The sequence below is a fragment of the Varibaculum sp. GTC20041 genome (assembly GCF_055387755.1).
Genome location: NZ_AP041144.1, coordinates 2,032,829 through 2,058,480, shown reverse-complemented (window position 1 = coordinate 2,058,480; position 25,652 = coordinate 2,032,829). Strand labels below are relative to the sequence as shown.

Sequence of the window (25,652 nt, the reverse complement as noted above, 5' to 3'; positions counted from 1 at the left end):
AAAATATTTCGGTAAAACCGATAACCATTTTGCTATGTATAGCGGCACCCCGTCGCGCTTACGGAGATACAGGTAGCCGCATCAGATAAGAGGACGCGCACGCCCTCCTAGGGAAAAACTCAAATAAAACGCTACTTCCAGCGCAGTAGCATTAAAAAGCCTCCGAAAGCCACGGCCAGACCCAAGGCTAGATTCCAGTTACCGGCATTGGGGATGGGGTAGGAACCCGAAGAAATGTAGTAAATAACCACCAGTACCAGGCCGACCAGCATTAACGCTACCGAAAGCGGTGCCCACCAACTGGGGGAAGGCTTCATATCAGCAGCCCAAGACTTATTTAATTCCTCTGGCTGTTGTTCGCGGTGGGGCTTAGCGCCTTTACGCTTACGAGACTCCGGCACGAGGTGACCTCCAAAAGTAGGGTTTTAGTAGCTAGGTTCATTCTAGTGTTATTGGCGCTGCAGACCTAGTTAGATTCGTTTTCCGGTAAATTAATCTAGGATGATACCAGGACATCAGGTCCCGAACCCACAGTAAGCGAACTCGGAAGAATATGAGTAGGAAAACCAAGCAAGCGCGGTCAACGACCAATAACCGTCGGCACCGTTTTGATCCCATTGCAGCTTTCGGCGAGCTGCTAATTATCACGGGATTACTGGCAGGGCTCTTCGCGTTCTGGGACGTTTTTGTCACCGACTGGCAGGTTGCCAGTTATAACCAGAAAGCTTTAACCTCGTTCCAGCAGGCCAATAAGTCCTGTCCCAATCGTATTTCGAAGGACGAACGCACTAGCGCCCCTCCCAGCGGGGGAATCAAGCAAGAGAATGAAACCCTAGGGGCGCTGCATGTTCCAAAATGGAACTATATGGTGGTTCCAGTTAAAGAAGGAACTACGCAAACCATTTTGAATACCGGGGCTGCCGGACACTATGAAACGACCGCGCTGCCAGGACAAATCGGAAACTTCTCGGTTGCCGCCCACCGTCGTTCCTTTGGATCTAACTTCCGCCGGATCGATGTGTTAAAACCCGGGGACACCGTGGTGATGGAGACCGCAAATGAGTGGCTAATCTATAAGGTCAGAGACCATAAGATTGTGCTCCCCACCCAATCGGATGTGATCTTACCGGTGCCAGAAAAACCGGGGGAGCAGCCCAGCGAACGATTAATGACTATGACCACCTGCAACCCGGAGTATGGCAACTGGGAGCGTTATATCGTGCATCTAACTTTCAATCACTGGGTGCCCAGAGATAGCGGTATCCCTAAGGAACTGGCAGAAGGAGGCAACGCATGTGCGGGCTAATATGGGATCTACTGCCCGGCCCGAAGTGGCTGAAATTCCTACAGGTAGTGCTGATAATCGCCCTCATCATTATGGCCTGCTTTTGGTGGCTATTCCCCTGGATCTCCCAGACCCTGGATCTAACCGGTACCACCGTGGGTAGCCCCCAAGGATACAGCACTAGCCAGGCAAGCTGGTTATAAGCTGGCAACACAGCACCTGCCGCTAACTGGGCATACTCGCAGCTAGCGGCCAGGGGATGGCGAACCTAAGGGGTAGAACTGCTCGCGGAAGGCTCCGAGCTGGCATTATCTCCCGTTGGCGAGGTAGACGGGGAAGACGAAGGGCCTGGTGAGGGCGCAGGCGGCGTCTTCGCCACTTTAACCGTGACCGAGCTGCCTACCTTAACCCGTCCCGAAGGATCCACCGCAATGATTTGCCCATTGGGAGCCGCAGTGGTTTCTTCCCTGACCGTATTCGTCTGCAAACCTAAATCAGCTAGGTACTTCAGTCCCTGCTCTTGAGATTTACCCACTACCTGCCCGGAATCGATCGATACGTAACCGGAAGCAAGTACCAGAATAATTTCTTCATCCTTGCTGGCAGAAGAGCCCGCTTCCGGAGTGGTGCGAATAACCCGATCGGCTGCAACTTTGGAATCGTCCTCGTATTTGACCGAGCCGACCTGCAAACCCGCATCCTCTAAGGTCTTCCGAGCTGCATCTTGGGTTTGTCCCGAAACATCGGGGACAGTAATTTCGGCAGCACCTGAAGACAGCTGGATAGTCACCGTTGAACCTGGATCCACCATCGATCCCGGTTTAGGATCGGTAGCTGCGACTTTACCTTTGTCTACGGTTTCAGAAGCGATAGCTTGCCCCTGCTCCATAACCAAACCCAGGTCTTCTAAGCTGCGTTGCGCCTCGATAGCGCTCATTCCGATAATGTTCTCAGGAATGGCCACTTGTTCGGGTTCCTGGTTCTTATTGGAAGCGATCAGCCACCAAACCACCGCGATGAGGGCGATTGCCACTAATATCCCAATGACTACTGCCCAAATAGTTTTTCTCTTCTTTTTCTTTTGGGCAATTTCCTTTTCCTCGTCCTCGTCGTCCAGATCCTCTCCTAGAACCTGTGACCACTGGGCGGGAGCATAGGAAGTGTGGGGGGCAGCAATGCCTTCTGTCGGCGTGGTAACTGGTAGTGGTGGCAGCATCGGGGCAGAAATAGCAGCTCCGGCGGCCGCCCGCACCATATCCGAACGCATGGAAGCCGCATCCTGATAGCGTTCCTCGGGTCGCTTAGCCAGTGACTTCATCACCATGCGGTCAAGTTCGGGGCTAATATCGGCGGCAATAGCAGAAGGCAGCGGCGGCATTTCTGCCACATGCTGGTAGGCAACCGAAACTGCGGAATCTCCTTTGAATGGCGCCCGTCCAGTCAGCAGTTCAAATAACATGCAACCGCAAGAGTACAGGTCAGAGCGGGTATCTACAGTTTCACCACGTGCCTGCTCGGGGGATAGGTATTGCGCGGTTCCCACCACCGCATCGGTACTGGTCATGGTCTGTCCCGAGTCTTCTAAGGCACGGGCAATCCCAAAATCCATAACCTTGATTTTTCCGCTATTGGTAAGCATCACGTTGCCGGGCTTAATATCCCGGTGTACCAGGCCGCGTTTATGGGAATACTCAAGGGCATTGAGTACCCCCGACATGATTTCGACGGCCTCGTTAATCGGTACCGGTTGGCCGTCAGTAAGGAGTTGGTGCACCGTGTGTCCTTCTACCAGCTCCATGACGATATAGGGAACGTGCACCTCGGTGCCGTCAGGGGCAGTCACCACCTGTTCGCCAGTGTCATAGACCTGCACGATGTTTTCATGATTTAGAGAAGCAGATGCCAAGGCCTCGCGCCGAAAACGCGTCAGGAATACCGTGTCCTTCGCCAGGTCTATACGCAGCATTTTTATCGCTACTACCCGCGACAGCAGGGTGTCGTAGGCCTGGTGTACTTCCGCCATTCCCCCTCTGCCGATGAGGGAACGGATTTCGTAGCGTCCTCCGCCTATGCGGTATGGAGATTCTGCCATGGGTCTTCCTTTTGTTCCGAAACTACCAATATTACAGCTTTTTGTTTAGGGATCACCGGTGCGGGGGCAGCGGAATAAACCAGGCTAGCCCCCAGACTTAAAGCGGTTACCAGCATCCATAAAATCAGGGTTACTAATACCAGATATAGCGGAGAACGAGGCGTGCCGTTTCCATGTCTAGCTCTGGAAACATCTTGGTTCCACCATTTCCGGCTCAAGAAGGGCGCTTTTTCGTAGGGGCGACGTAATCTAGCTACCTGCGCCGCTAAGGGGTCAACCGGTCTTATGCCTATCTGGGATTCAAGCCGGCGACTCCAAGCCGCTAAAGGTGCCGTTAGGGAGGGAGCAGGGGCTGGTGCCGCTGGCGAAGGTAGCTTGGCATAACGAGGGGGTGCACTCGTTTTACGCCAGTTAAGCGCTTGCGGCAAGGAACGCAGACGTTCTAATTGCGAGCGGGGCCGGGAAGCAGAAACTGGAGGTATCAGCGCCGCGAACTCGCGAGGACGTTCGCGCAGGCGCACTCGTTGTTGCCAGGCTTTCTCGGGCAAAGGCACCGAATCCGGTAGGATCTGGGGAGCCGGAACCGTCCCTCCGGAAAGATAGAGCATGGGGGAGCCATCTTCTTCTCTAGGAGCGCTAGAGGCGGGTCGAGGCTGCCAGGTGGCGTCTTTCGCGGTCGCGGCAGCTGCTGCCGGCTCATCAATATCGGGCGAGGGCGGCCGTTGCCGGGAAGCAAGGCTCTCCTTACCGGAGGTGCTGGCAGGTAAAGGTGTGTGTACTGCCTGATCTAGTTGCGCTATTTCTTCCAGATCCTCTTGCAGATTTTCTAGATCGGCAGGTTCGGCAGCTATCTGATCTGCCGCTTTGTCTGCCACCTCTGCGGATTCTGCAGGTTCTGCTAGATTGGCGGCTAGCTCCCCGGCCTCAGGAACGCTGGCTTCCGCAGCGGGAGCAGGCAGCGAGTCGCCTGCGGAATTAAGCGCCTGTTGCACTTCCTCTAAACGTTGCATTAAGGCATCTGCACTGGCCAGACGTTTTTGAGGTTCTTTTTCAAGCAGCTCCATCACCAGTTCACGCAAACTGGGAGCCACAGAATCAGGCAGGGCAGGCACCGGTTTGTTGACATGGGCGAAAGCAATATCTACCGGTTTGTCACCGCTGAAGGGGCGCTTGCCGGCTAGAGCTTCATACGCGATAACCCCCAGGGCATAGAGGTCACCTGCGGGAGTAGCTGGCTGTCCCATCGCTTGTTCAGGCGGCAGATACTGCGCGGTACCCATAACCATCCCCGCCTGTGTTAAGTTAACTTGCCCCGGAGCCTTAGAAATCCCGAAATCGGTTAGTTTTACTTCTCCCGTAGGAGTAACCATAATGTTGCCTGGTTTAATATCCCGGTGGACAATGCCGGCACCATGTACTGCACTGAGAGCATCAGCGGTCTGGTACAGAACTGATAACAGGAAATCGGTTTCTAAGATGTGTTCCTGATCTAGGATTTCGGTTAGTGAAACCCCATCGACCAGTTCCATACTGATCCAGCCCAGACCGGCGTCCTCTCCTGAGGCGTGTACCTCCGCTAAGTTCGGGTGATGAACCCGAGAAGCGTTATAGGCTTCAATCTGCAACCGGGACAGGAAAAGCTTTTTGCCCGCCAGTTCCGGGCGGAGAATTTTAAGCGCCAGCCTTTCGCCAGTTTTTTCATCCAGCGTCTGCCAAACCTCTCCCATACCGCCGATCGCAAGACGAGAAAGCAGCAGGTAACGCCCCGAAATCTTCATCCCCACTTTTAAGGAAGCAACCGCTCTTTGCGCGTTGGTGGCTTGCCCAGTAGCAGTCGCTGCCGGTTCCAAAGGAGTTGACATTTCGGCTTCCCCGGCGCGCGGGGGGACAGGTAATACGTGACTATCAGTCATGATTCATCGCCGCCTGTACCACTTGTTTTGCTACCGGTCCGGCAACCGGTCCGCCGTGAGGGGTGGGGGTGGAGTTATCGCCCTCAATTACTACCGCGAAAGCCAAAGGCAGATTAGGGGTATCTGCCCAGCCCACATACCAGGCATCGGTTTTATTGCCACCGGTTTGGGCAGTTCCCGTTTTAGCCCCCATCTCTACCCCGGCAACCCGGCCAGCTTCGCCGGTTCCCTCGGTAACGGTGGCGATCATCATCTGTCTAAGCTGCGCGGCGACCTCTTTAGAGATCGGTTTTCCGAGTTTGCCCCCGGAACGATAAGTTCTGGTGGCTTTCCCATCTGAACCCAACTCGGCAGCCACCAGGAAGGGACGCACTTGAGTTCCCTGATTGGCTACCGCTGCAGCTACGGTAGCCATCATTAGCGGTGAAGTGCGCACCTCGTATTGCCCGATCGCACTCATCATAGTGGAAGCTATCCCCGGATCGGAGGAAGGGAAATAAGATTTTTGGACTGGCAGCGGAATCTTTAAATCAGTCTTGGGATTGAATCCAAAAGCCTCGGTCTTGTCTTTTAATGCCTGATACCCCAAGTCTTGACCGATCTTAGCGAAAGGCGTGTTACAAGAATACGCAAAGGCATAGGTGAAAGTGGGATGGCCATTTCCGCATCTCGTGGATTCAATATTGGAAATCTTTGCTCGCGAGCCGGGCAGTGGCACCGAGACGGGAGCATCCACGGCGTCCTCAGGCGTGCGGATTTGCTGTTCTAGGGCGGCAGCCGCAGTAATGATTTTAAAAGCCGAACCGGGAGGATATTCTCCCCGCAAAGCCCGATCTAGCATGGGTTTTGATGGGTCTGCCTGTAGCTGCTTCAAGGTCTGTTGTGACTGTTTTTCACTGCCGGTCGCTAAAGAGCTGGGATTAAATCGCGGGGTAGTAACCGCTGCGAGGATTGCCCCACTTTGATAGTTAAGGGCAATTACCGCACCTTTACGATTGCCGAGTGCCTGCGCGGCGGCCTGTTGAATCTGCGGATCAATAGTAAGGAGAATCCCTCCACCTTTTTGATTCTCGCCAGCTGCATATTTTAGTAACTGGGATAAGGCCTGGCTGGAGGCTTCTCCCATTAGTACCGAGTTCTGCAGCCGTTCCATCCCGGTAGCGTTACCGCCCGGGGAAAGATAACCGGTCAGGTTCGAGTACAGCGGTGCCTGCTCGGAGTAAACCCGGTGGTAGCGCTTGCGGTAACCGGTAGAGTCTTTCGTGGGCTCTGAAGCCGCAATCGCGTTTTCGCCCACCATAATGGGGCCACGTTCAATATATTTGGAACGGTAAAAAGCGCGAGAATTGCGCCCATCGGCGTTCAAAGAATCGGCTCCCAGGAACTGGATATAGGTGCACGCCACCATCAACGATAGAAACATGACAAAAACTACGAAGAAAAGCCGTTTAATCTGTGGATTCATGACGTTCACCTCCCGGAACTGGTCGCGCAGGAAAAGCGGCTTCAGGGGCTGCCGGGCTGGAAAGCGACTGCACCGATGAGGCACGTTTCGCTGGCTGTCCGCTGGGATGGGAAGTAGCGGGGGAGGCTTGGTTAGTGCGGCTAGCAGTCTTAGCCTCCAGCGAGGCAGAGCGTTTCTCTTGCTGGCGAGCAATGATTGCTTCTAGTTCGGCGGTATCGATAACTCCGCTCTCAGCTTTTACCGGCTGGCGCGCCTCGCTAGATAGGCGCAGCAGCAAGGCCAAGATCACCCAGTTGGCGACCAGCGAAGATCCACCCGCGGCCACAAAAGGCAAGGTGAGTCCGGTAGAAGGGATTACTCGGGTTAATCCTCCGACTACCACGAACACTTGGAATCCGATGGTGAAAGCAAACCCGGTAGCCAAAAGCTTTCCAAAACTGTCACGCACGATCAGGGCAGTACGCAGCCCGCGTTCTACGAAAATAAAATAAAGCGTGAGCAGAGCAAGGGAGCCGGTTAGCCCCAGTTCTTCCCCGAGGGAAGCAAAAATAAAGTCCGAGTTCGCGAAGGGGGTTAGGGAGGGCGAACCTTGCGCCCAACCGGTACCGAGAATACCGCCGTCAGCCATCCCAAATAGCCCGGAGACCAGCTGTCCTGAGCCTCCGATGGGGCGGGAATAGATTTCTGGATCGAGGGCGTGGAGCCAGACATCGATACGTGCCTGCACATGCGAAAACAGACGGGAAGCTAAGAACACTGCGGGCGCGAACAGGATCGCTCCGATTAGCAGCCAGGAAGTTTGATTGGTGGCCACATACAGCATGGCTACGAACAAACCGAAGATTAGCAGGGAAGTACCCAAATCTCGCTCGAATACCAAAATCAAAATGGAGGCGGCCCACACCACCAAGAGGGGACCGAGATCCCGCAGGCGCGGCAGGCGCATTCCCAGCAGCGATTTTCCGCCTTGGATTAAGGCTTCGCGCCGGGTAGTTAAATATCCGGCGAAGAAAATTGCCAAACAAATTTTGGCTACCTCGGAGGGCTGGATGGAAAACCCGATGTTAATCCAGATGCGAGCACCATTGATACTGCGTCCGATAACCGGCGCTAAAGGCAGCAGTAACAGTACAATTGCCAGCAGCATCGACAGATAAGTGTAGTTACGCAGCTTGCGGTAGTCACGAACTACTGCCAGCGTAATCACCATCAAAACTACGCCTATCAGGGTAAATAATGCTTGTTTGAATCCGATATACAGGTTGGAATCTGGGCCATAAGCCAAATCTAGGCGGTAAATCATCACCAACCCGATACCATTTAAAGCCAAAACTGCAGGTAAAAGTACTGGGTCAGCGTAGGGGGCGAGGAAACGAACCGCTAGGTGAGTGGCGAGGGCGAAGGCTCCCAGTACGCACATATGCAATACGAAGGAAGTGGGCAGTGCCCCAGTGCGGTTAACATTAATCGAGAAATACCCCAAGAAACACATCGCCAGGGCGATCACTATTAGCAATAGTTCCGCCAGCCTGCCAGTAGGGTGTTTTATCTTTGGCACCAGTACATTACCCCCTTCCTATATCTGCTCTCTCATCTTGGTAGTTCGAATTTTGATGGCTTCTGGTTAGTTAGGAGTTACTAGCTGAGCTTGATGAGGAAGGTTTAGCGCTTGCAGATGCTTCCGATTCTTGCTTGGTTTCCTCTGCGGTAGTAGCCGGGGATTTAGTTTCGGAAATCGAAGTTGACGTGGGTGGCGGGGTGGGGTTGGGGCGTTCCGACATTCCGTACCACACAGCAGTGGCAAATAGGGATAGCAGGACTATCAGTCCCACAATCACGCCGATGATTCTTCCCCAGCGATATTTGGGAGCAGAGCCTTCCTCAGTTAAAGATTCCGTCGGTATTGCCGCCCGCGCCTGGCTAAAAGAATCATCCTCGTCCTCGTTATCTGTTTGATCTTGATTGGTAGGATCGGATGTGTCCTGGTCATCGTCAGCCTGTTCGTCGCCGGGCTTTTCTGGCTGTTGGCTACGGAGCTCAGCCAGCCGGTCGGTAGCGGCCGCCCCCACGATCTGAGGTTCTTGTGCTTGCGGATCCTCAACAATATCGGCAACCACGCAAGTGATATTGTCCGGCCCGCCCGCTTTTAGCGCCAGCTCTACTAAAGTTTCACAGGCCTGTTGTGGGGTTTCGCTGCGATAGAGCATTTTGCCGATGGTTTGACCGGATACGAAGCCGCATAGTCCGTCAGAGCAAAGCAACCAGCGGTCACCGACTGTGAAGTCGGGTTGGGATTCGTCAAGATTCACGTCCTCTTGGGAATCTCCCAGCACCCGCAATAACACGGAGCGCTGAGGATGATTCTCAGCCTGTTCAGGGGTGAGCTGTCCCGTATCTACCAGGTATTGTACGAAAGAATGATCATTGGTCATTTGCCGCAATTCTCCGCCGCGCAAACGGTAGGCACGAGAATCCCCAATATGGGTCATAGTGATAGCGTTTTGGCTGCGTCGAATCGCGATACAGGTGGTACCGAGACCGGCCAATGCCGGATCTTGGGTGGAGCGTTCGCACAGCTCCTGGTGTGCTTGGGCTATTGCTTCCTGCAGGCTTTCGAGAGCCTCCTCGGGGGTATCTGCTTCGGTGTCGAGGGAGCGTAAATGATCAATAGCTATCGAGGAGGCAATATCGCCCCCGGCAGGCCCGCCCATCCCATCTGCTAATACCAGCAGGTTGGGTCCGGCGTAACCGGAATCCTGGTTAGATTGGCGGATCTTGCCGATATCAGACAGGGCGGCATAGTTGAATCCGATGCTCATCTAGTTAGCTCCATTGTTGTTTGTCCAATCCGCACTACCATTCCCGGCTCTAAAAGCTGAGCACTGGTGAGACGGTTGTTGCCAAGGTACGTTCCGTTCGTTGAGTTTAAATCCTCGATAAACCATTGCCCGTCACGGTAATAGATGCGGGCATGTCGATTGGAGGCGTAAGAATCCTGCAGAGGCACCGTGCAGTCCCCGGAGCGCCCTAAGAGGATTGGTTGTCCATCCAGTTTTAACCGATTGCCGGCTAAGGCACCTCCCGTGAAAGCTAAGTAGCGAGGGCGACCCCCACGTTTGCTTTTACGAGGTTTAGATTTTTCAGGTTGCCGGTTAGCTTTCCGGGAGCGGCTGGTTGGGGTTTTTGTGGAGGCGGTGGCGGCCAGGGAAATATCGCGGCGTAACACTACCGCTAATCCGATAACTAGTAGCCATAATAGGGCTACGAAACCGAATCGTAAAATAGTGTATAAAAGTCCAACCGCCACGATTATCGCCTACTATTCATCCGCGCTTGAAGTCCAAAATAGCAGGTGGGTGCGGCCGATCGTTAGTTCGTTACCGTCTAAGAGAGTGGCGGCACTGATGCGATGCCCTTCTACATAAGATCCGTTAGTCGATCCCAGATCGGTGGCGATTACCCCTTGGGGAGTAATCCGCAGTTCCAGGTGACGGCGGGATACTCCCGGATCGTGGACGACGATATCGGCTTCCGATCCGCGACCGATCACTGTGACCGGCTCGGTCAGTAGCCACTGTTGACCCTCAATATCAATGATCGGATGGGAGGGACTGGCGCCGGCGGTAGTTACCGGTGCGGCCGGCCCGCGGCGGATCGAGTTATCGATTTTCAGCTCCCCTAGCGGGTGGTCACCGGCAGAGAATACTACTTCTACCGGCCCGACAAACACGTAGCTTTGTTCGGTGGCATACGCGGTAGCGTCTTGGGCGAGTTCTTGCGAAAGCACCTGCGAGTTAGCCGCCATCACCGATTCGTAGTCTTTTTGGTTGAGCAACACCTGGTATTCGTTCGGTACCACCACCCGGCCGTCACTCAAGGTGGCGCGGGAGTTGTCCATGCTCTCACGTATAGCCGTTTTTACATCCACGGCTTTAATCGAGCTGGCGAACATCTTCGAAAAAGGGGCGTTTACCCCCAAAGAAACGGCTTTTTCGAAGCGGTCAACCACTCCCATATTTTCGTCCTCTCCTGTAAATCGTAGAATCTACGGTTAGTGCCTGCGGCTCGCGGTTTTAAGCAGCCGGACATTGCCGGTGCTAACTGCGCGCAGTAGACATACCTAAGTCCAAGGTTAATCGAAAATTCGCTAATAAGTATTATCCGAGGGTTAATAGGACGAATTTATAGCAACTTATTAGGGCCTAGCAGCTACTGACAGTCGGTAGGTTCTTCCTTAGTAGAGGAAAAACAGAATTATTACTTGTGAAACGTAACGCCTTTTGCTCCTGGGCTTGCTCCCGCCTTTGGTTTCGGGGTAGATTTCTATTCGTTGGTTAACGCTTCCGGGCGTTAAACCCGAGCGCAAGTGGCGGAATTGGTAGACGCGCACGGTTCAGGTCCGTGTGCCCTTTACCGGGCATGGGGGTTCAAGTCCCCCCTTGCGCACCGTTAGTCATCTACGAAGGCGCAGGTGTGGGTGCCGGAGGCAGTAAGCTTGCCGTCCTCGGAAAAAATCTTTAAGAAATAAGTCGCTAGGGTGCGCCCGCTTTGCGCTAAAGTTGCTACGCAATAAACCCGCCCCGCGACGGCCGGACGATGGTGGGTGACAAAGATATTTGACCCTACCGCGTGTTTGCCTTCCGGAGCCAAATAGTTAGCAGCCAAAGACCCGGTAGTTTCTCCCAACACCGCATTCGCTCCGCCATGCAGCACCCCCAGGGTCTGGCGGTTGCCTTCTACCGGCATCGAGCAGATCATTACGTCCCCACCCAAGTGGTGAAAGCGGATCCCCATCGACTCAATAAGTTGAGCTTTAGCCGAGGGACACTTGTCGGAAACATCCGGCAGCGACTGCAAGAACCGGGAGGTTTCTTCCGGGTCACTCAAATCCGGCAAAGCAATCGGGTCGTCAACTTCCTCGCGGTAAACCAGTTTTTTTTGCATACACCCATACTATTGCTGGCGGCAGGGGGTGAATGACTAGGTTTCGATTATTGAGGATCTATTTATTAGTGTCTTAAGGCGGCTGCTGGAGGGATTTTAGCAGCGCGTAAGGCAGGAACCAGGGATGAGAGTATTCCGATTATCATCCCTCCGGGAATCAATAGCACCGGTATTAGCGGGTACATTACTGGCGTCCATCCTTGTAGTTTGACTAGCACTAACAGTGACACTAAGCCGAGAAGTACTCCAAAAAAAGCGCCGATACCTCCAAGAAACACTCCTTCGATAATAAACTGGCATGCAATGTGACGCGGACGTGCCCCAAGAGAACGACGCAACCCTATTTCTGTAGTGCGTTCAATAACCGAGGTTAGCGTAGTGGTCATAATTCCTATTGCGCCCACTACTAGGGAAAGAATAGAAACCCCGATTGCCATTGTGTTTAATGAAGTTGTTACTTTACCTCGGAGTTCTTCGGTACTTGGTGGCATTCTGACTGCCACTAGCTCTGAATGCCTGGCAGATACTGCATACGGAAGAGCTGCTGCCACTGTTTTAGTGGCGCCTAACTCGGTTTCAACCACGCCAGCAAATCCCTCTCCAGCTTGATATGACACATCGCTGCCGTCTAGATTCTTGGAAATAATTACCGCTGAACTTGCGCCCGCGGCCTGGCCGGTGGAGGACAAGACCCCAAACACTGGAATAGATTTGCCATCGCAAATAATTCTTGTGGTGCCGTCAGTTGCGGTCATATCCAAGTTTTTAGCAGCAGTAGGACCTAATAAGGCGACTGGCCCCGGTAATTTCTCGATGCTTTTATCGAAAAATCTCCCGCTTTTTGCTTTCATGCCACTGGCTTGTAAAAACCCGGGATCAGCCACGATTATAGGGGTGGCTTGAGTTTCGCCGGGGTGAGTGCGGCAATCGGCTTGGGGGGCGCTGCTGTAACGTCCTGCTGCTTTTACCCCCTGCATTTTCGTTACCCTGTCAGTGAAGTTTTTATCTAGTATTTGCTCAGCATCTTCACGGGCAGTAACGGTTATGGTAGTCGCGGTACGCTCATCGAAAGTTGCGTTTATGTCGGCACTGGCGGAGAGAGACCAACCTAAGGTGACCAGAAAAACTAGAATCCCCACGGTTATCCCAAACGCGGTCATGACGGAGCGCATTTTTCTGCCCCAGATGGCGCCAAGAGATTGCTGTAGTAGCAGTCCCCAATTAACTCTTGTCATAATTGATCTGCTCCACGTTTCCGTCTATGACCAAGTAACCGTGGCCGAACTGGTCGCGCACTTCCGGCTCATGCGTGACCACTACCAGAGCGCATCCACTGCTCCGTTGTACCTGCAATAAGAGTTCAATAGTTTTTTGGGAATTATCTTGATCGAGATTCCCCGTGGGTTCATCAGCTAACAGTAGACTGGGTGACCTAGTTAAGGTTCGAGCAATGGCTACCCGTTGTTTTTCACCCCCAGATAAGGTGCTAATACGAGCGGTTGCTCGATGTTCTAGCCCCACTGCCGATAAACAAAAGAGTGTTTTTTCTTTTCGTATGTCCCTTCCGAGATTACTGTAGGTAAAACCCAACTCGATATTTTGTATTACATTCAGGTAAGGAATTAAACCGAAATCTTGAAAAATAAAACCAATATGATCAGCCCGTAATTGATCAATTTGTGCTGGTTTTAGTTTGCTGCAATCCTTCCCTTGTATCTTTAACGTGCCTTCGTAGTTAGGGTCTAATAACCCTAGGATATTTAGGAGAGTTGATTTTCCCGCCCCAGAAGGACCGGTAATTACTACAGATTCCCCTTTTTTTATTTTTAGATTCACATTTTTTAAGGCATAAACAGTAGAATTTCCTGTACCGAAGGTACGGTTTAAGTTATGCATTTCTAGGATAGGGGGCTCATTAGTCGGAGGGGCTATATCAAAGGTATTAACCTGAGTGTTAGAGTCCACTTATTTATCTCCCAGCAAGACAATTTCTCCAGTTTTTACTGCCCCTTTAATGGCTACGGCTCCATCGCCACTTTCGATAATTTCAACATAAGTTTTCTGGGTAGAGTCTCCGGTCTTCTTTTGCACATAAGTCCCTTTGTTATCCTCTCGGATTGCTGCCTCGGGCACAGTGAACGGATAAGTAGTGTTAGAACCGATGGTTACGCTCCATTGGCAAGTAGTTAGGGCGTTATTTGGGGGATTATTTAAGGGGATCCGCAAAGTGTATGTTGGTTCTGAGCTTTGTTCTTCATCACTATCATTGGAGTCGGGAGAGTTGGGGATTGCGGGTAATGTGGTCTCGTTATTCCATTGACCAGACTCCAGCTTTATTGGTAAGCCTTCACGCAGCTTCAGTATCTGTTTTGCGTCTAATTTCAGGATTGCTAAGGGGGCGCCTACCCCGATTTTCACACTAGATTTCTCACCCAGATAGCTACCCAAATCAGGCAGCGCGGTAATAGTGGAATTGGCAGGTATATAGGCGACTTCACTGCGGGGGATAACTAATGAATCATCTGAGCCAGTTTCGTTGTCAGTGCTTTTGGCATCTGATTCCGGCTGGGATTTATTATCAGAGGTATCCTGACTGCTATTTCGCTTATTCGGGTTCTGAGCCGGAGCATAACCGTTGTTTCGATAGAGCCTCGCGACGAGCTGGGCAGTGTATTTACCTAGATGTCCATCTGCTGCAACCGAATAGCCACAGCTCTTCAAAGCTTTTTGCAGCTGGGTGACATCCTTGCCGCTGTCGCCGATATGGAGGTCGCGGTAGGCTGGTATTAATCCGTTTAACGCTAAAAGGGGACGCCCTGATATTTCTAGCAAAGCATGACAGTAGGGAACAGGTTTTCCAGCGCTGACTGGCAATGCCGAGATCACCCCTACTTCGTCCTCGCTGCTAACTGAAAGCGGAATTTCTCTTTCGCTAGAGGACGAAATGTTAGCTGTTCCTGTTAGCGTGCGAGATAGTTTTCCAGCTTCTACTTTCGCGGTAGCGACCGGGTGAGCACTAGAGATAGGACGCGCCTTGGAGGGGGATAAGAAACTCAGCGTCAGAAGTAAAACAAAACCCAGACATATAGCTGCTCCAGTAGCAGTAAAAATGACTGTTTTCCATGCAACTCGGCGTTTACTGCGGCTCAAGAATTTCAAGTTATAGCATCCTAAGTCGTGGGGAGAAAATATTAATTTTCTCCGGAAATATTTTTACTCTTTTTTAGGCTATCTTGGCGTAGTTCTTGCCACTCCGCGATTAGCCCTGGTTTCTTCGCTAATATCTTATGCACCGCCAGTGCCTCCGCTTTGGAAACTTTTTCAAGATACCTGGTGCTTAACATACAGCGAGAAGCGGCCTGAGTTGCCTTTATTTCTTCTATACCGGGATTTGGTGCTGGCCAGGACATGTCGGGAGCCTCATCCCCCTTCGGGCTAGACAGGGAAGAGGGAGATAAAAACTGAGTGTAACCCTCGTTTTTCATGCATTTATTCCAAGCTGCTGCAGCTTTGTCTTTCGTTGTGGAGATTGCGTCTGTGGCTTGTAATGAAATGTTGGTTGCTTCCTGCTCTAGTTCGACCATGCGTTTATATTTTGGAAGTACCGCCTTCATTGCTTCGTTTACACATCCTGAAGGGTTTTTACTGTTTTCGTCTCCGTAGAGCGCCCGATCTTTAGGAGACGAAATTTTATCGTCTGCAGCTTTAGCATTCTGGTCATACCATCCTGGAACTGCGACGCCGTATTTTACCGCATCTTCTTCCGAGACATATTCATAAACATTTTCAATTGCCTTTTCGTTCATTGAAATCAAATCCAATGATGGGGAATTGGCGTCTGTGGGCGTATAGGAAAATCCTTGCTTCTGCATACAAGATGTAACTGCCGCATAATATGCGTTACGCAACTGGTTAGTTTCTGCCTGTGGGGGATAGAGAATAGCGTTGGTCTCGCTTAGATAAATGTGGCTATTTACAGCAGATTTACTAGGAGTCCACTCGGCGCTATCATCAACCGGTTGTGAAGCGCACGCCGTCATAAAGCTAACCAGTGAAATCCCGCAGAATATCTGTAAGAGTTTCAGAGCCTTGTTGGTTCTCATACGGATCCTCAATATATCTGGAATGGAAAGTAGAAAATGCCTGCCCAGCTGGAGCGGAATAGGAATCTCCTAACTTGGTTAACGATGAATCAATACGCTAACTAGATAACTATAAAACCAGACTATTTTGTTTTTCAATGGTTTTGAGGGCGAATTTTGGGCTAACTTTTCTTAAGCACCCTCAGAGGAATACACTTAAGTTCTGACCGTAAAACTCAAGTAGACCCGCGCCCTTTGGGCAGAGTCTCCTAGCTGATAGGGACGAAATGTCTAATAACGATCAGAATCCCCAACCAATCTCTCCCCAACAAGCCCCGAAGAAACCGCTCGTGGGTTTGTGGAAACTTCACGGTGATGGCCGCTCGATCGGCCCGGGTGAAGTGGTAATGCCTCGCGAGCGGCTCTCTTGGCCGCGCACCATCGGTATCGGAACCCAACACGTAGTCGCCATGTTCGGAGCGACTTTCCTGGTGCCGCTACTAACCGGCTTTCCTCCCAACACCACCCTGTTCTTCACCGCCATTGGCACCTTACTATTCGCGCTGGTAACCGCGGGTAAACTCCCTTCTTACCTGGGGTCGTCCTTTGCTCTGATCGCCCCGATTACCGCGGTATCTGCCCAGTACGGACAGTCGGCGGCGCTCGGCGGAGTGATCAGCGTCGGGGTTACTTTGGCTCTGATCGGGGTAATCGTTCATTTTGCGGGTACCGTCTGGATTGACCGCATCATGCCGCCCACCGTAACCGGATGTATTGTGGCTCTGATCGGCTTTAACCTGGCTCCGGCGGCCTGGAATTGGTTTAAAGAGGGCGCGGTTACGGCAGTCATTACCGTCACCTCGATCGTGCTCATCACCGTCCTGTTCAAAGGCATCATTGGCCGCCTGTCCATCCTGATTGGCGTGGGCGTGGGCTACGTAGCAGCGGTAATCCAACATGAAGTTGACTTCAAAGCCATCGGCGAGGCCGCCTGGATTGGCCTGCCCGAATTCCATAGTCCTTCTTTCGAGCCCTCTACCTTGGGGCTATTTATCCCGGTAGTGCTGGTGTTGATTGCTGAAAACGTAGGTCACGTGAAATCGGTATCCGCCATGACTGGGGAAAATCTTGACCACTTGACCGGGCGCGCCCTCTTTGCTGACGGGGTTTCTACCGTATTTGCCGGTTGCGGCGGTGGTAGCGCTACCACCACCTATGCGGAAAATATTGGGGTAATGGCCGCTACCCGCGTCTACTCTACTGCCGCCTATATTGTGGCTGCTTTCGTGGCTTTGGCACTATCCATGTTCCCCAAGTTTGGGGCAGCCATCGCAACGATTCCCCCCGGGGTGCTCGGAGGCGCGGCTACCGTTCTCTACGGCATGATCGGGATGCTGGGCGTGCGTATCTGGGTGCAAAACAAGGTTGATTTCGCGGATCCGGTAAATCTCAATACCGCCGCGGTCGCCATGATTATTGCTATCGCTGACTACACTTGGCAGATTGGCTCCCTCACCTTCAACGGTATTGCCTTGGGTTCGGCCGCCGCGATCGTGGTCTACCACGTGATGCGGGGTATTTCGAAGGCGCGCGGTACCTTCCTCGAGCAGGCCTCTCCCGCTTCTGTCCCGGCAGGTACAGATCTAGAGTCCCGCTCCTATGAAAAGCGAGTCGCGTCCTCATAAATCCGAAAGCCGATCAGGATTTCCGGAACCAGCAGGCCTAGATCCTAGGCGATCTGCACTAGTTTGCAGCCTTCCATCTCGTCAAGATCGTTATGCGCCTCTTCCTTAAACTCTTCGGGGCTAACCATGTCGGTGTAGCGAGATCCAATAGTTACGGTCACATCCGAGGTAGGGCGAGGATCTAGGATAACTTCCGCATCCTCAAAGGCGCGTGCCAAAGTGTAGGCAACGTTCACCCCGGTGGGGCCGGTAACGATCCGAATATTGCCTTCATAGGAACCGGAACTAATATTCCCAGTGTCTTTGACCGGAACTCCGCGTTCTTTAAGCCCCTTGGCAACTTTCCCGGCCAGGCCGGAAACATCGGTGCCATTGACCACATGGATCTCCATTTTGTCTAAAGGAACCGCTTTTTCCGAGGTCGGGCAGGGAACGTCTCCCGCCTGGGCGTATTGGGGAGCCTGCTTAAAGTCGTTGAAGAAGGGGAAGGGTAAAATCCCGAACCCAATCAAGATGGATAGCACCAGCAGTCCGGCCATCACCGAACCGATAACGGTGAAAACCATAGTTTCGCGTTGTTGACGGCGCCGCACGTAGCGCTGATAGGGGGTAAGGTCTGCCAGCGGGTCTACTTTTTCAGGATTTGCTGCCAGATCCGGTTGTTGCGGGTTCCCACCGCTGTTGGGGCTCACCTGGGTTTTACTCATGGTTGTTACTTTACCTCCCTTAGCCTTAGGGCATCGTCGGCGGGTACGTTTTAGACGCTAAAACTAGTAAAGTAAAGCCAAGCAAACCACTGAGCTAGAGGATCATATGGCGAAAAAACTGTCACTTTCCCGTCCGGCGGGGACAGTCGCGATTATTGCTAGTGTGATCCTCACCTTGATCTCGGTGGCGTTGGCGGCCGGTTTCATAGTTTTGCTAGGTTACGCCTTGTCGCACGCATTTTCCGGGAAGAGTCTTTTGGGTATATTGGGCGGGCTAATCTTTGTGGCTGTGATGCTGGGGGGATGTGAAGCCACCCGGATTAGTATCGAGCAACATTCTATTTATAAAGAACAGCAAGCTTTGCAGTCTCGGCTGCTGCTAGATTTTTTCCGGCAAGGATCGGGGGTATTAGCTTCCCGGAGCGCCGGATCCCTAATCGATATGATGACCTCCGGTACGGAGAAAATTCAGCGCTACCGCCAGGCTTTCCTAGGCTCCATGATCGGGGCGATGGTGAGTCCGTTACTGGTGCTTTCGATAATGGCCTTGTTTGTCGACCCTTGGTGTGCCTTGGTGTTACTGGGGTTTGTGCCGCTAGTGCCGGCAATTGTTTTTGGTTTTTCGAAACTGACCCGGAAAGTTTCGAGCAGCTCGCGGCGGCGGCGTAATCAGCTCGCGGCCTCCTACCTGGATGCGCTTTCAGGTTTAGAAACCTTGACGCTGCTGGGAGCCGCTGACTCAAAAGGTCAGCAACTAGCCCAGATAGGGGAAGAAAACCGGCTTTCCACTATGCGACTGCTGGCTGCCAACCAACTAATCTTGCTGGTCATTGACCTGGGATTCAATCTTTTGCTCCTTACCACCGGGTTTGCGCTCACCCTGTGGAAGGTAATTAATGGTGCGTGGGGCAGCGATATTACGGTGATCGCTCCGGTGGTTTCCATGGTGGGGTTAACGTTGCTGCTCCTAGAGCCGATGAACAAAATCGGATCCTTCTTCTACGTGGGAATGGCGGGAATGGCGAATCAACGTCTAGTACGCGCCTTTTTAAGTGGCAAAGCCCCCACCCAGGGTCAAGGCGGGGACGACAGCTCCGATAAAACACCGGTAACGCCGCACCAGTCTGATTCTTTCCTCTCGCTACAGGATCTGACATTTGCTTATTCCGAGGGCGATCCCGTCCTCCAAAACCTGGATCTAGAAATAAAACCAGGAGAATGGGTGGCAATTTGCGGCCCTTCCGGAGCCGGAAAATCCACCCTGATTGAAGTGCTTAAAGGTAACCTTTTACCCAGCCAAGGTACCTATTATCTACAGGGACGCGCCCTCGACGCTAACAGTAGCGCCTGGTTTGCTGACCAATCGGCGCTAGTGCAACAGCACACCTGGATTTTCACGGGTACGATCCGCTCCAACCTGATGATGGTAACTCCCCGCGCCAGCGAAGAGCGCCTATGGGAGTGCTTGGAAAAAGTGGGACTGGCCGCAGAAGTTCGCGCTTTCGCGCAAGGACTAGATACCCCGGTAGGCGAAGACGGCTATGCCCTATCGGGAGGGCAAGCCCAGCGCTTATCTTTAGCCCGGGCACTATTGTCCCAGCGAGAGTTACTACTGCTGGATGAGCCAACTTCACAGATAGATTTAGAGTCCGAGGCGGCGATTACCCAGGCACTCGCGGAAGTCGCGAAAGAAAAAACTATCGTGCTGCTCACCCATCGTGCCAGCGCCCTGGAGTTTGCTGACCGCGTGCTGTACCTCCAAGATGGCGCTTTAAAGGAGGTTATGCGGTGAAGAAGCTACCAGAGCTGATAAAGTACCTGCGCCCGGCTAAAGAGGACGGTGAAAATCCGCGTCCACCGGAAAAAACCAGGGAGGACGCTAGTGCGCCAGCAGTGGGAACCCGCCAATTGATCAACTGGCTATTGCAGCTGGCTCGCCCCGTGCTTAAACCCCTATATTTATCGGCGGTGGCACGCCTGCTAGATCAGGCTTTCGGTATCGCGCTGATTACTTTTGGGGTTTACCGTATCTGCGCGGCAGTCGTACAAATCACTGGCGGCACCGCGTTGACTTCGGCTTACCTGTGGGTGAGCGTAGGGGTGATGGCGGTTTTAGCGTTACTGAAAGCAGTCTTCCGTTACCTAGAACAGTTCGCCGGACACTATGTGGCCTTTAAAGCGCTAGAGATTTTGCGGCAAGAAATGTTTAAGCGCCTGGTGCCGCAATCTCCGGCTTGTATGGTGGGGGCTAAAAGCGGGGATTTGCTGACGCGGATCACCGCCGATATTGATCGTATCGAAGTGTTTTTTGCGCACACCTTGGTTCCTGCATTTAGCGCTCTGGTTATCCCCCTCGCGGTCTCGATTCTGGCCGGATTTTTGGTTTCTCCCCTTAGCGGCGTTTTATTATTCCTGGTTTACCTGGTGACTTTGTTGTGCTTAATGCTGCTAGGGGGCGGGGAAGGCAACCGGGCTGCGGATGCAGTGGGGAAAGCTCAGGGGCAAGTTGCCCAATCGGTGACCGACTCGGTAAACGGGATTAGCGAGGTAACCGGCTACGGTTTGCAGCGGGCGCGCACTACCCAACTTGAGCGCTATATGTCGATTGTGGGAGCCTGCGCGCGCCCTTTGACTTCGCTGCAGGCTTTGCGCCGGGCGCTGAGCCAAAGCGGAATGTACCTAGCGGCGCTGGCGGTCATCTGGGTGGGAATGCCTTCGCCAGCCGATTTGACCGCGATTCCGGCCGCTCTGGCCGCCACCTTTGCGGTAATGCGTTCTTGGGAAGTATGTCGCGGGGTGGAAGATTTTTCTACCCACCTGGATAACACCTTCGCTGCCGCCCGCCGGGTTTGGCAGGTCGCGAACTCGGCTCCGCAGGTAGCTAGCGGCGGAAAGAATCCGCCCGCGCAGCCTTGCCCGATTATTTTCGAGGACGTGTCTTTTACCTATCCCCAAAGCGGGCAGCGAATATCCTCTGGGGAAGCCCTGCAAGATATTTCCTTTACTATTCCCGCCGGTTCCTGGGCTGCTATCTGTGGCGCTACTGGGAGCGGAAAATCCACCCTGGCGAGGTTACTGCTGCGCTACTGGGATGTTGATAGCGGTCAGATCTTGCTGGGAGATTGCCCGTTGCCGCAGCTAGATCCGCAGGCTATTCGCCGCGCGATTCCTCTGGTTACCCAGCGGATTCACATTTTTTCTGCCTCGATTGCCGAGAATTTGCGGCTAGGTAACCCTGACGCCAGTGAGGAGCAGCTGTGGCAAGTGTTAAAAACCGTAGAACTAGACCAGGTAGTTGCATCTTTACCTGCAGGTTTAAATACTCGGGTAGGCAGATATGGTGGGGCGTTATCAGGGGGACAGCGGCAAAGGCTCTCTTTAGCGAGGGCGTTACTTAACGATTCTCCGGTCTTGGTATTAGATGAGTTCACCGCCCATTTGGAACCAGCACTAGCGGAGCGGATCCGCCACCGAGTGCGGGAGATACGTCCTGGGGCCACCATTATTGAGATCACCCACACCCTGCGACAAATAGAAGCAGCCGACCAGGTACTGGTGCTTTCTGGGGGCAAGCTGGCAGAAGCCGGAGAGCCGAAGCAGTTGCTCGCGCAAGCAGGGGAACTGGCGAAGCTATATGCCCACGAAAAGGAAGCTGCCTTTACCTTGTAGACCGGAACCCCGAAAACCGGGGACAGCGCGCTGCCAGCGCCCCCACGCGGAGCCTCAAAAATAGTATTTTTCTCCCGCTTAGCCCGATAGCAGCCCACAATGGAAAAAGCTGTGAAAATGCGCACTTCCTCGCCTGACATGTGGCATAATGAGCGCTTTCAAACTAGCATTAATACTTGCGTTTGCCGTAGCCCGATGTGGTCTGGTCTGTTGATTCGCCCTAAAAATGCGCAAGGCGATCGGAAGAACAACCAGCGCCTGGAAGGGGCCGGAAACCAGAAAATCGCGCGAAGTTACGTCGTCCGAAAGGAATCCTTTTGGCTGCTGAAACCGCATCCGCCAATAAGCCCTCTCGCCTGTCGTTTGCAAAACTGCAGGAAGTTATGGCCCCTCCGAATCTGCTCGACATTCAAAGGAAATCTTTTGAATGGCTCTTAGGCACCCCCCAGTGGCGCGAGAGTGCAGAAGAAAAAGCACAAGCGACCCATCGCACCGATCCGGTACTGTCTGGGTTAGAGGAAGTTTTTGAAGAAATTTCCCCGATCCAAGACTTCGCTGGCTCCATGTCGCTGTCGTTTTCCGACCCCAAGTTTGAGCCCCCCAAGTATTCCATCGAAGAATGCAAAGCCAAGGATTACACCTATGCGGCTCCCATCTTCGTGACCGCGGAATACATGAATGAAAACACTGGCGAGATCAAATCGCAGACCGTGTTTATGGGGGATTTCCCGCTGATGACCCCGCGGGCAACCTTCATTATTAACGGTACCGAGCGGGTAGTGGTCTCCCAGCTGGTGCGCTCGCCCGGCGTCTATTTCGAAAAAGTAGCCGATAAGACTTCCGACAAGGACATCTACGGCTGCAAGTTCATTCCTTCCCGGGGAGCTTGGCTAGAGCTCGAGATCGACAAACGGGAAAACGTGGGCATCCGTATTGACCGGCGCCGCAAACAGTCCGGCACCATTTTCCTGCGTGCCCTGGGTATGACGGCGGAAGAAATCCGCGAAGAGTTCAAAGACTATCCGATCATGCTTTCCACCTTGGAAAAGGATTCGGATAACATTCAGTCCACCGATGATGCCCGGGCAGATATTTACCGCAAGATCCGCCCCGGCGAGCCGGCTAGCGCAGAAGCCGGTCGTAACCTGATTGAAGGCTTCTACTTCAACCCCAAGCGCTATGACCTGGCCAAAGTTGGTCGCTACAAGGTCAACCGGAAACTGGGTCTTACCAGTGATATCCACGCCTCCACTTTGACGCTGGACGATATTATCGCTGGTTTCAAATACCTATTGGCGCTGCAAAAAGGCGACCAGACGGTGTCGGCCACCAACGAGGACGGCGAAATCATTGATGTGCGGGTAGAAACCGACGATATCGACCATTTCGGTAACCGCCGGATTCGCGCAGTTGGCGAACTAATCCAAGCCCAGATTCGTACCGGGCTTTCCCGGATGGAACGCGTGGTACGCGAACGCATGACCACTCAGGACGCGGAGGCAATCACCCCGCAGTCGCTGATTAACATCCGTCCGGTAGTGGCCGCAATCAAAGAATTCTTTGGTACTTCGCAGCTGTCCCAGTTCATGGATCAAAACAACCCGCTTTCGGGGCTAACCCACAAGCGGCGTCTGTCCGCGCTAGGTCCGGGCGGTCTGTCTCGTGACCGCGCAGGCATGGAAGTTCGTGACGTGCACCCGTCCCACTATGGCCGGATGTGTCCGATCGAATCTCCGGAAGGCCCGAACATTGGTTTGATCGGCTCGCTGGCAACCTATGCGCGCCTAAACTCCTTCGGGTTTATTGAAACCCCCTATCGAGTAGTGAAAGACGGGAAAGTAACCGACGAGGTTCACTACCTCAGCGCGGATGAAGAGGCCGGATACAATATCGCCCAGGCTTCGGCTCCGCTAAATGATGACGGTTCTTTCGCCGAAGAGCTGGTACTGTGCCGGATTGCCGGGGAAGACCCCCAGGAAATGCACCGCGACGAAGTAGACTTCATGGACGTTTCGGCGCGGCAAATGACTTCAGTCGCTGCCGCCCTGATTCCGTTCCTAGAACACGATGACGCTAACCGCGCCCTCATGGGTGCCAACATGCAGCGCCAAGCGGTTCCCTTGCTGACCACCGAAGCTCCGCTAGTGGGTACCGGTATGGAACGGCGTACCGCTATGGATGCGGGCGAAGCCATCGTTAGCGACCATGCCGGGGTAGTCGTAGAAGCCGATGCGGCGCATGTACAGCTCATGTGCGATGACGGCTCCTACTTCACCTATAACCTAGACAAGTTCCACCGCTCCAACCCCGGTAACTGCTACAACCAGCATGTACGGGTGGCTGCCGGTGACCGGGTAGAGGTCGGGGATCTAATCGCTGACGGCCCGGCAACCGATCATGGCGAACTGGCCTTGGGTAAGAACCTGCTGGTTGCCTACATGTCTTGGGAAGGCCTCAACTACGAGGACGCGATTATTCTGTCCCGCCGGGTAGTCCAAGACGACGTGCTCACTTCGATCCATATCGAAGAACACGAAATCGATGCCCGCGAAACCAAACTGGGTCTAGAAGAAATCACTCGCGATATTCCTAATATTTCCGAGGACGCCCTATCTGACCTTGACGAACGCGGTATTATCCGTATCGGTGCCGAGGTACAGGCTGGCGATATTTTGGTCGGGAAAGTAACTCCGAAGGGTGAAACTGAGCTGACCAGTGAAGAGCGCCTGCTGCGCGCCATCTTCGGTGAGAAAGCCCGCGAGGTGCGGGACACTTCACTGCGCGTGCCGCACGGCGAAACCGGGATTGTAATCGGGGTTCGCGAGTTTAACGATGAAGACGACGAACTACCTCCCGGGGTAAAACACATGGTGCGCGTATATGTCGCGCAGCGCCGCAAGATCACCATTGGCGATAAAATGGCTGGTCGTCACGGTAATAAAGGTGTGGTTTCCAAGATTCTGCCGATCGAAGATATGCCTTTCCTAGAGGACGGCACCCCGGTTGACATTATTTTGAACCCCATGGGTGTGCCTGGTCGTATGAACATCGGTCAGGTTCTGGAGTTCCACTTGGGCTGGATTGCTCACCAGGGTTGGGATACTTCCCTGCTGGCAGAAGAAGGCGCCAAGTGGATTGAGAAACTCCCCAAGGAAGGGCTATCGGCTCCCGCCGGTCAAAAGGTGGCCACCCCGGTATTCGACGGTGTGGAAGAGGACGTGCTCACCGGTCTGCTCAGTTGCACCCGCCCGAACGCGGATGGGGATCGCCTCATCAATGCGGACGGTAAAGCGCAACTATTTGATGGGCGCAGCGGTGAACCGTTCCCCTACCCGATTTCGGTGGGCTACAAGTACATGCTGAAGTTGCACCACCTGGTAGATGACAAGATTCACGCTCGTTCCACCGGTCCTTACTCGATGATTACGCAGCAGCCTTTGGGCGGTAAAGCCCAGTTCGGCGGGCAGCGTTTCGGCGAGATGGAAGTGTGGGCGATGGAAGCCTATGGTGCGGCCTATTCGCTACAGGAACTGCTCACCGTGAAATCGGATGATATTACCGGTCGCGTGAAGGTCTATGAGGCGATTGTTAAAGGCGAGGATATTCCCCAGCCGGGCATTCCGGAATCTTTCCGCGTCCTCATCCAAGAAATGCGCTCCCTCTGCCTGAATGTGGAGGCCTTAGACGCCGAAGACAATGTGGTGTCCCTGGCTGAAGACGATGACGGTGCTGAGCGCGCCAGCGAAGAGTTGGGGATCAATATTGGCTCGCGGCCAAACCCCAATGTTTCTTTGGAAGAAATCTAGGCAG

At 53.3% G+C, this 25,652-nt stretch carries 20 protein-coding genes and 1 tRNA gene; 7 read left to right on the top strand and 14 right to left on the bottom strand.

The window, feature by feature from the left end:
• Positions 1-131: 131 nt before the first annotated feature.
• On the bottom strand, positions 132-401 hold the full coding sequence (locus tag ACZ5BI_RS08995; protein WP_316086373.1) for a cell division protein CrgA: 270 nt from the start codon (positions 399-401) through the stop codon (positions 132-134).
• A gap of 152 nt (positions 402-553) precedes the next feature.
• Between ACZ5BI_RS08995 and ACZ5BI_RS08990 the strand changes: the two genes are divergently transcribed.
• Together ACZ5BI_RS08990 and ACZ5BI_RS08985 are read left to right on the top strand one after the other, a co-directional pair.
• Complete coding sequence (locus ACZ5BI_RS08990; protein WP_024059861.1) at positions 554-1,306, top strand: class E sortase; 753 nt, start codon at positions 554-556, stop codon at positions 1,304-1,306.
• Positions 1,294-1,488, top strand: coding sequence for a hypothetical protein (locus tag ACZ5BI_RS08985; RefSeq protein WP_316086375.1), 195 nt, complete (start codon positions 1,294-1,296; stop codon positions 1,486-1,488). The genes ACZ5BI_RS08990 and ACZ5BI_RS08985 overlap by 13 nt, the downstream gene beginning before the upstream one ends.
• Before the next feature lie 65 nt (positions 1,489-1,553).
• Here the strand turns inward: ACZ5BI_RS08985 and pknB are convergent, their stop codons facing one another.
• From pknB to ACZ5BI_RS08950, 7 genes are all read right to left on the bottom strand, one after another.
• Positions 1,554-3,377 carry a Stk1 family PASTA domain-containing Ser/Thr kinase gene (gene pknB, locus ACZ5BI_RS08980; RefSeq protein ID WP_316086377.1) on the bottom strand — a complete coding sequence of 608 codons (1,824 nt, stop codon included), beginning with the start codon at positions 3,375-3,377 and terminating at the stop codon, positions 1,554-1,556.
• Positions 3,353-5,290 (bottom strand): serine/threonine-protein kinase, encoded by a 1,938-nt coding sequence (locus tag ACZ5BI_RS08975; RefSeq protein WP_412585620.1) that lies wholly within the window; start codon positions 5,288-5,290, stop codon positions 3,353-3,355. Before ACZ5BI_RS08975 ends, pknB begins: the two co-directional genes overlap by 25 nt.
• Positions 5,283-6,755 (bottom strand): penicillin-binding transpeptidase domain-containing protein, encoded by a 1,473-nt coding sequence (locus tag ACZ5BI_RS08970; RefSeq protein WP_412585621.1) that lies wholly within the window; start codon positions 6,753-6,755, stop codon positions 5,283-5,285. The genes ACZ5BI_RS08975 and ACZ5BI_RS08970 overlap by 8 nt, the downstream gene beginning before the upstream one ends.
• Positions 6,739-8,313: an FtsW/RodA/SpoVE family cell cycle protein gene (locus ACZ5BI_RS08965; protein ID WP_316087008.1), complete on the bottom strand. Its 1,575-nt coding sequence runs from the start codon at positions 8,311-8,313 to the stop codon at positions 6,739-6,741. The genes ACZ5BI_RS08970 and ACZ5BI_RS08965 overlap by 17 nt, the downstream gene beginning before the upstream one ends.
• A gap of 70 nt (positions 8,314-8,383) precedes the next feature.
• Positions 8,384-9,574, bottom strand: coding sequence for a PP2C family protein-serine/threonine phosphatase (locus ACZ5BI_RS08960; protein ID WP_464896236.1), 1,191 nt, complete (start codon positions 9,572-9,574; stop codon positions 8,384-8,386).
• Positions 9,571-10,062 carry an FHA domain-containing protein FhaB/FipA gene (locus tag ACZ5BI_RS08955; RefSeq protein WP_464896235.1) on the bottom strand — a complete coding sequence of 164 codons (492 nt, stop codon included), beginning with the start codon at positions 10,060-10,062 and terminating at the stop codon, positions 9,571-9,573. The genes ACZ5BI_RS08960 and ACZ5BI_RS08955 overlap by 4 nt, the downstream gene beginning before the upstream one ends.
• A gap of 12 nt (positions 10,063-10,074) precedes the next feature.
• The gene (locus ACZ5BI_RS08950) at positions 10,075-10,770 is read right to left on the bottom strand and encodes an FhaA domain-containing protein (RefSeq protein ID WP_238127910.1); all 696 of its coding nucleotides are present in this window, start codon (positions 10,768-10,770) and stop codon (positions 10,075-10,077) included.
• A 345-nt stretch (positions 10,771-11,115) separates the two neighbouring features.
• Here ACZ5BI_RS08950 and ACZ5BI_RS08945 point away from each other — a divergent pair.
• A tRNA-Leu gene (locus ACZ5BI_RS08945) sits at positions 11,116-11,201 on the top strand.
• Positions 11,202-11,204: 3 nt separating this feature from the next.
• Here the strand turns inward: ACZ5BI_RS08945 and ACZ5BI_RS08940 are convergent.
• The 5 genes from ACZ5BI_RS08940 to ACZ5BI_RS08920 all read right to left on the bottom strand — a co-directional run bounded on the left by ACZ5BI_RS08940 (position 11,205) and on the right by ACZ5BI_RS08920 (position 15,802).
• On the bottom strand, positions 11,205-11,699 hold the full coding sequence (locus ACZ5BI_RS08940; protein WP_316087449.1) for a PaaI family thioesterase: 495 nt from the start codon (positions 11,697-11,699) through the stop codon (positions 11,205-11,207).
• Positions 11,700-11,764: 65 nt separating this feature from the next.
• Positions 11,765-12,934 carry an ABC transporter permease gene (locus tag ACZ5BI_RS08935; protein ID WP_464896234.1) on the bottom strand — a complete coding sequence of 390 codons (1,170 nt, stop codon included), beginning with the start codon at positions 12,932-12,934 and terminating at the stop codon, positions 11,765-11,767.
• Entirely contained in the window at positions 12,921-13,664 is a 744-nt protein-coding gene (locus ACZ5BI_RS08930) for an ABC transporter ATP-binding protein (RefSeq protein ID WP_316098217.1), read from the bottom strand. Before ACZ5BI_RS08930 ends, ACZ5BI_RS08935 begins: the two co-directional genes overlap by 14 nt.
• Positions 13,665-14,849, bottom strand: coding sequence for an efflux RND transporter periplasmic adaptor subunit (locus tag ACZ5BI_RS08925; RefSeq protein ID WP_278609913.1), 1,185 nt, complete (start codon positions 14,847-14,849; stop codon positions 13,665-13,667).
• A gap of 41 nt (positions 14,850-14,890) precedes the next feature.
• Entirely contained in the window at positions 14,891-15,802 is a 912-nt protein-coding gene (locus ACZ5BI_RS08920) for a hypothetical protein (RefSeq protein WP_464896233.1), read from the bottom strand.
• Between the two features lie 266 nt (positions 15,803-16,068).
• Between ACZ5BI_RS08920 and ACZ5BI_RS08915 the strand changes: the two genes are divergently transcribed.
• Complete coding sequence (locus tag ACZ5BI_RS08915; RefSeq protein ID WP_464896232.1) at positions 16,069-17,466, top strand: uracil-xanthine permease family protein; 1,398 nt, start codon at positions 16,069-16,071, stop codon at positions 17,464-17,466.
• 44 nt (positions 17,467-17,510) lie between these two features.
• On the opposite strand, the gene ACZ5BI_RS08910 is transcribed toward ACZ5BI_RS08915, so the two are convergent.
• A complete protein-coding gene (locus tag ACZ5BI_RS08910) occupies positions 17,511-18,173 on the bottom strand; it encodes a LytR C-terminal domain-containing protein (protein WP_464896231.1) in 663 nt (220 codons plus the stop codon).
• A 106-nt stretch (positions 18,174-18,279) separates the two neighbouring features.
• Here ACZ5BI_RS08910 and ACZ5BI_RS08905 point away from each other — a divergent pair, with 106 nt between their 5' ends.
• From ACZ5BI_RS08905 to rpoB, 3 genes are all read left to right on the top strand, one after another.
• Positions 18,280-19,965, top strand: a complete 1,686-nt coding sequence (locus ACZ5BI_RS08905) for an ABC transporter ATP-binding protein/permease (RefSeq protein WP_464896230.1) — start codon at positions 18,280-18,282, stop codon at positions 19,963-19,965.
• Positions 19,962-21,842: a thiol reductant ABC exporter subunit CydC gene (cydC, locus tag ACZ5BI_RS08900; RefSeq protein ID WP_464896229.1), complete on the top strand. Its 1,881-nt coding sequence runs from the start codon at positions 19,962-19,964 to the stop codon at positions 21,840-21,842. The genes ACZ5BI_RS08905 and cydC overlap by 4 nt, the downstream gene beginning before the upstream one ends.
• 317 nt (positions 21,843-22,159) lie before the next feature.
• Entirely contained in the window at positions 22,160-25,648 is a 3,489-nt protein-coding gene (gene rpoB, locus ACZ5BI_RS08895) for a DNA-directed RNA polymerase subunit beta (RefSeq protein ID WP_464896228.1), read from the top strand.
• Positions 25,649-25,652 lie beyond the last annotated feature (4 nt).

Excerpts from the sequence above, each read along its gene's own strand:
- ACZ5BI_RS08990 (WP_024059861.1), top strand. The coding sequence starts at position 554 with ATGAGTAGGAAAACCAAGCAAGCGCGGTCAACGACCAATAACCGTCGG.
- ACZ5BI_RS08985 (WP_316086375.1), top strand. The coding sequence starts at position 1,294 with ATGTGCGGGCTAATATGGGATCTACTGCCCGGCCCGAAGTGGCTGAAA.
- pknB (WP_316086377.1), bottom strand. The coding sequence starts at position 3,377 with ATGGCAGAATCTCCATACCGCATAGGCGGAGGACGCTACGAAATCCGT.
- ACZ5BI_RS08975 (WP_412585620.1), bottom strand. The coding sequence starts at position 5,290 with ATGACTGATAGTCACGTATTACCTGTCCCCCCGCGCGCCGGGGAAGCC.
- ACZ5BI_RS08970 (WP_412585621.1), bottom strand. The coding sequence starts at position 6,755 with ATGAATCCACAGATTAAACGGCTTTTCTTCGTAGTTTTTGTCATGTTT.
- ACZ5BI_RS08960 (WP_464896236.1), bottom strand. The coding sequence starts at position 9,574 with ATGAGCATCGGATTCAACTATGCCGCCCTGTCTGATATCGGCAAGATC.
- ACZ5BI_RS08950 (WP_238127910.1), bottom strand. The coding sequence starts at position 10,770 with ATGGGAGTGGTTGACCGCTTCGAAAAAGCCGTTTCTTTGGGGGTAAAC.
- ACZ5BI_RS08940 (WP_316087449.1), bottom strand. The coding sequence starts at position 11,699 with ATGCAAAAAAAACTGGTTTACCGCGAGGAAGTTGACGACCCGATTGCT.
- ACZ5BI_RS08935 (WP_464896234.1), bottom strand. The coding sequence starts at position 12,934 with ATGACAAGAGTTAATTGGGGACTGCTACTACAGCAATCTCTTGGCGCC.
- ACZ5BI_RS08920 (WP_464896233.1), bottom strand. The coding sequence starts at position 15,802 with ATGAGAACCAACAAGGCTCTGAAACTCTTACAGATATTCTGCGGGATT.
- ACZ5BI_RS08915 (WP_464896232.1), top strand. The coding sequence starts at position 16,069 with ATGTCTAATAACGATCAGAATCCCCAACCAATCTCTCCCCAACAAGCC.
- ACZ5BI_RS08910 (WP_464896231.1), bottom strand. The coding sequence starts at position 18,173 with ATGAGTAAAACCCAGGTGAGCCCCAACAGCGGTGGGAACCCGCAACAA.
- ACZ5BI_RS08905 (WP_464896230.1), top strand. The coding sequence starts at position 18,280 with ATGGCGAAAAAACTGTCACTTTCCCGTCCGGCGGGGACAGTCGCGATT.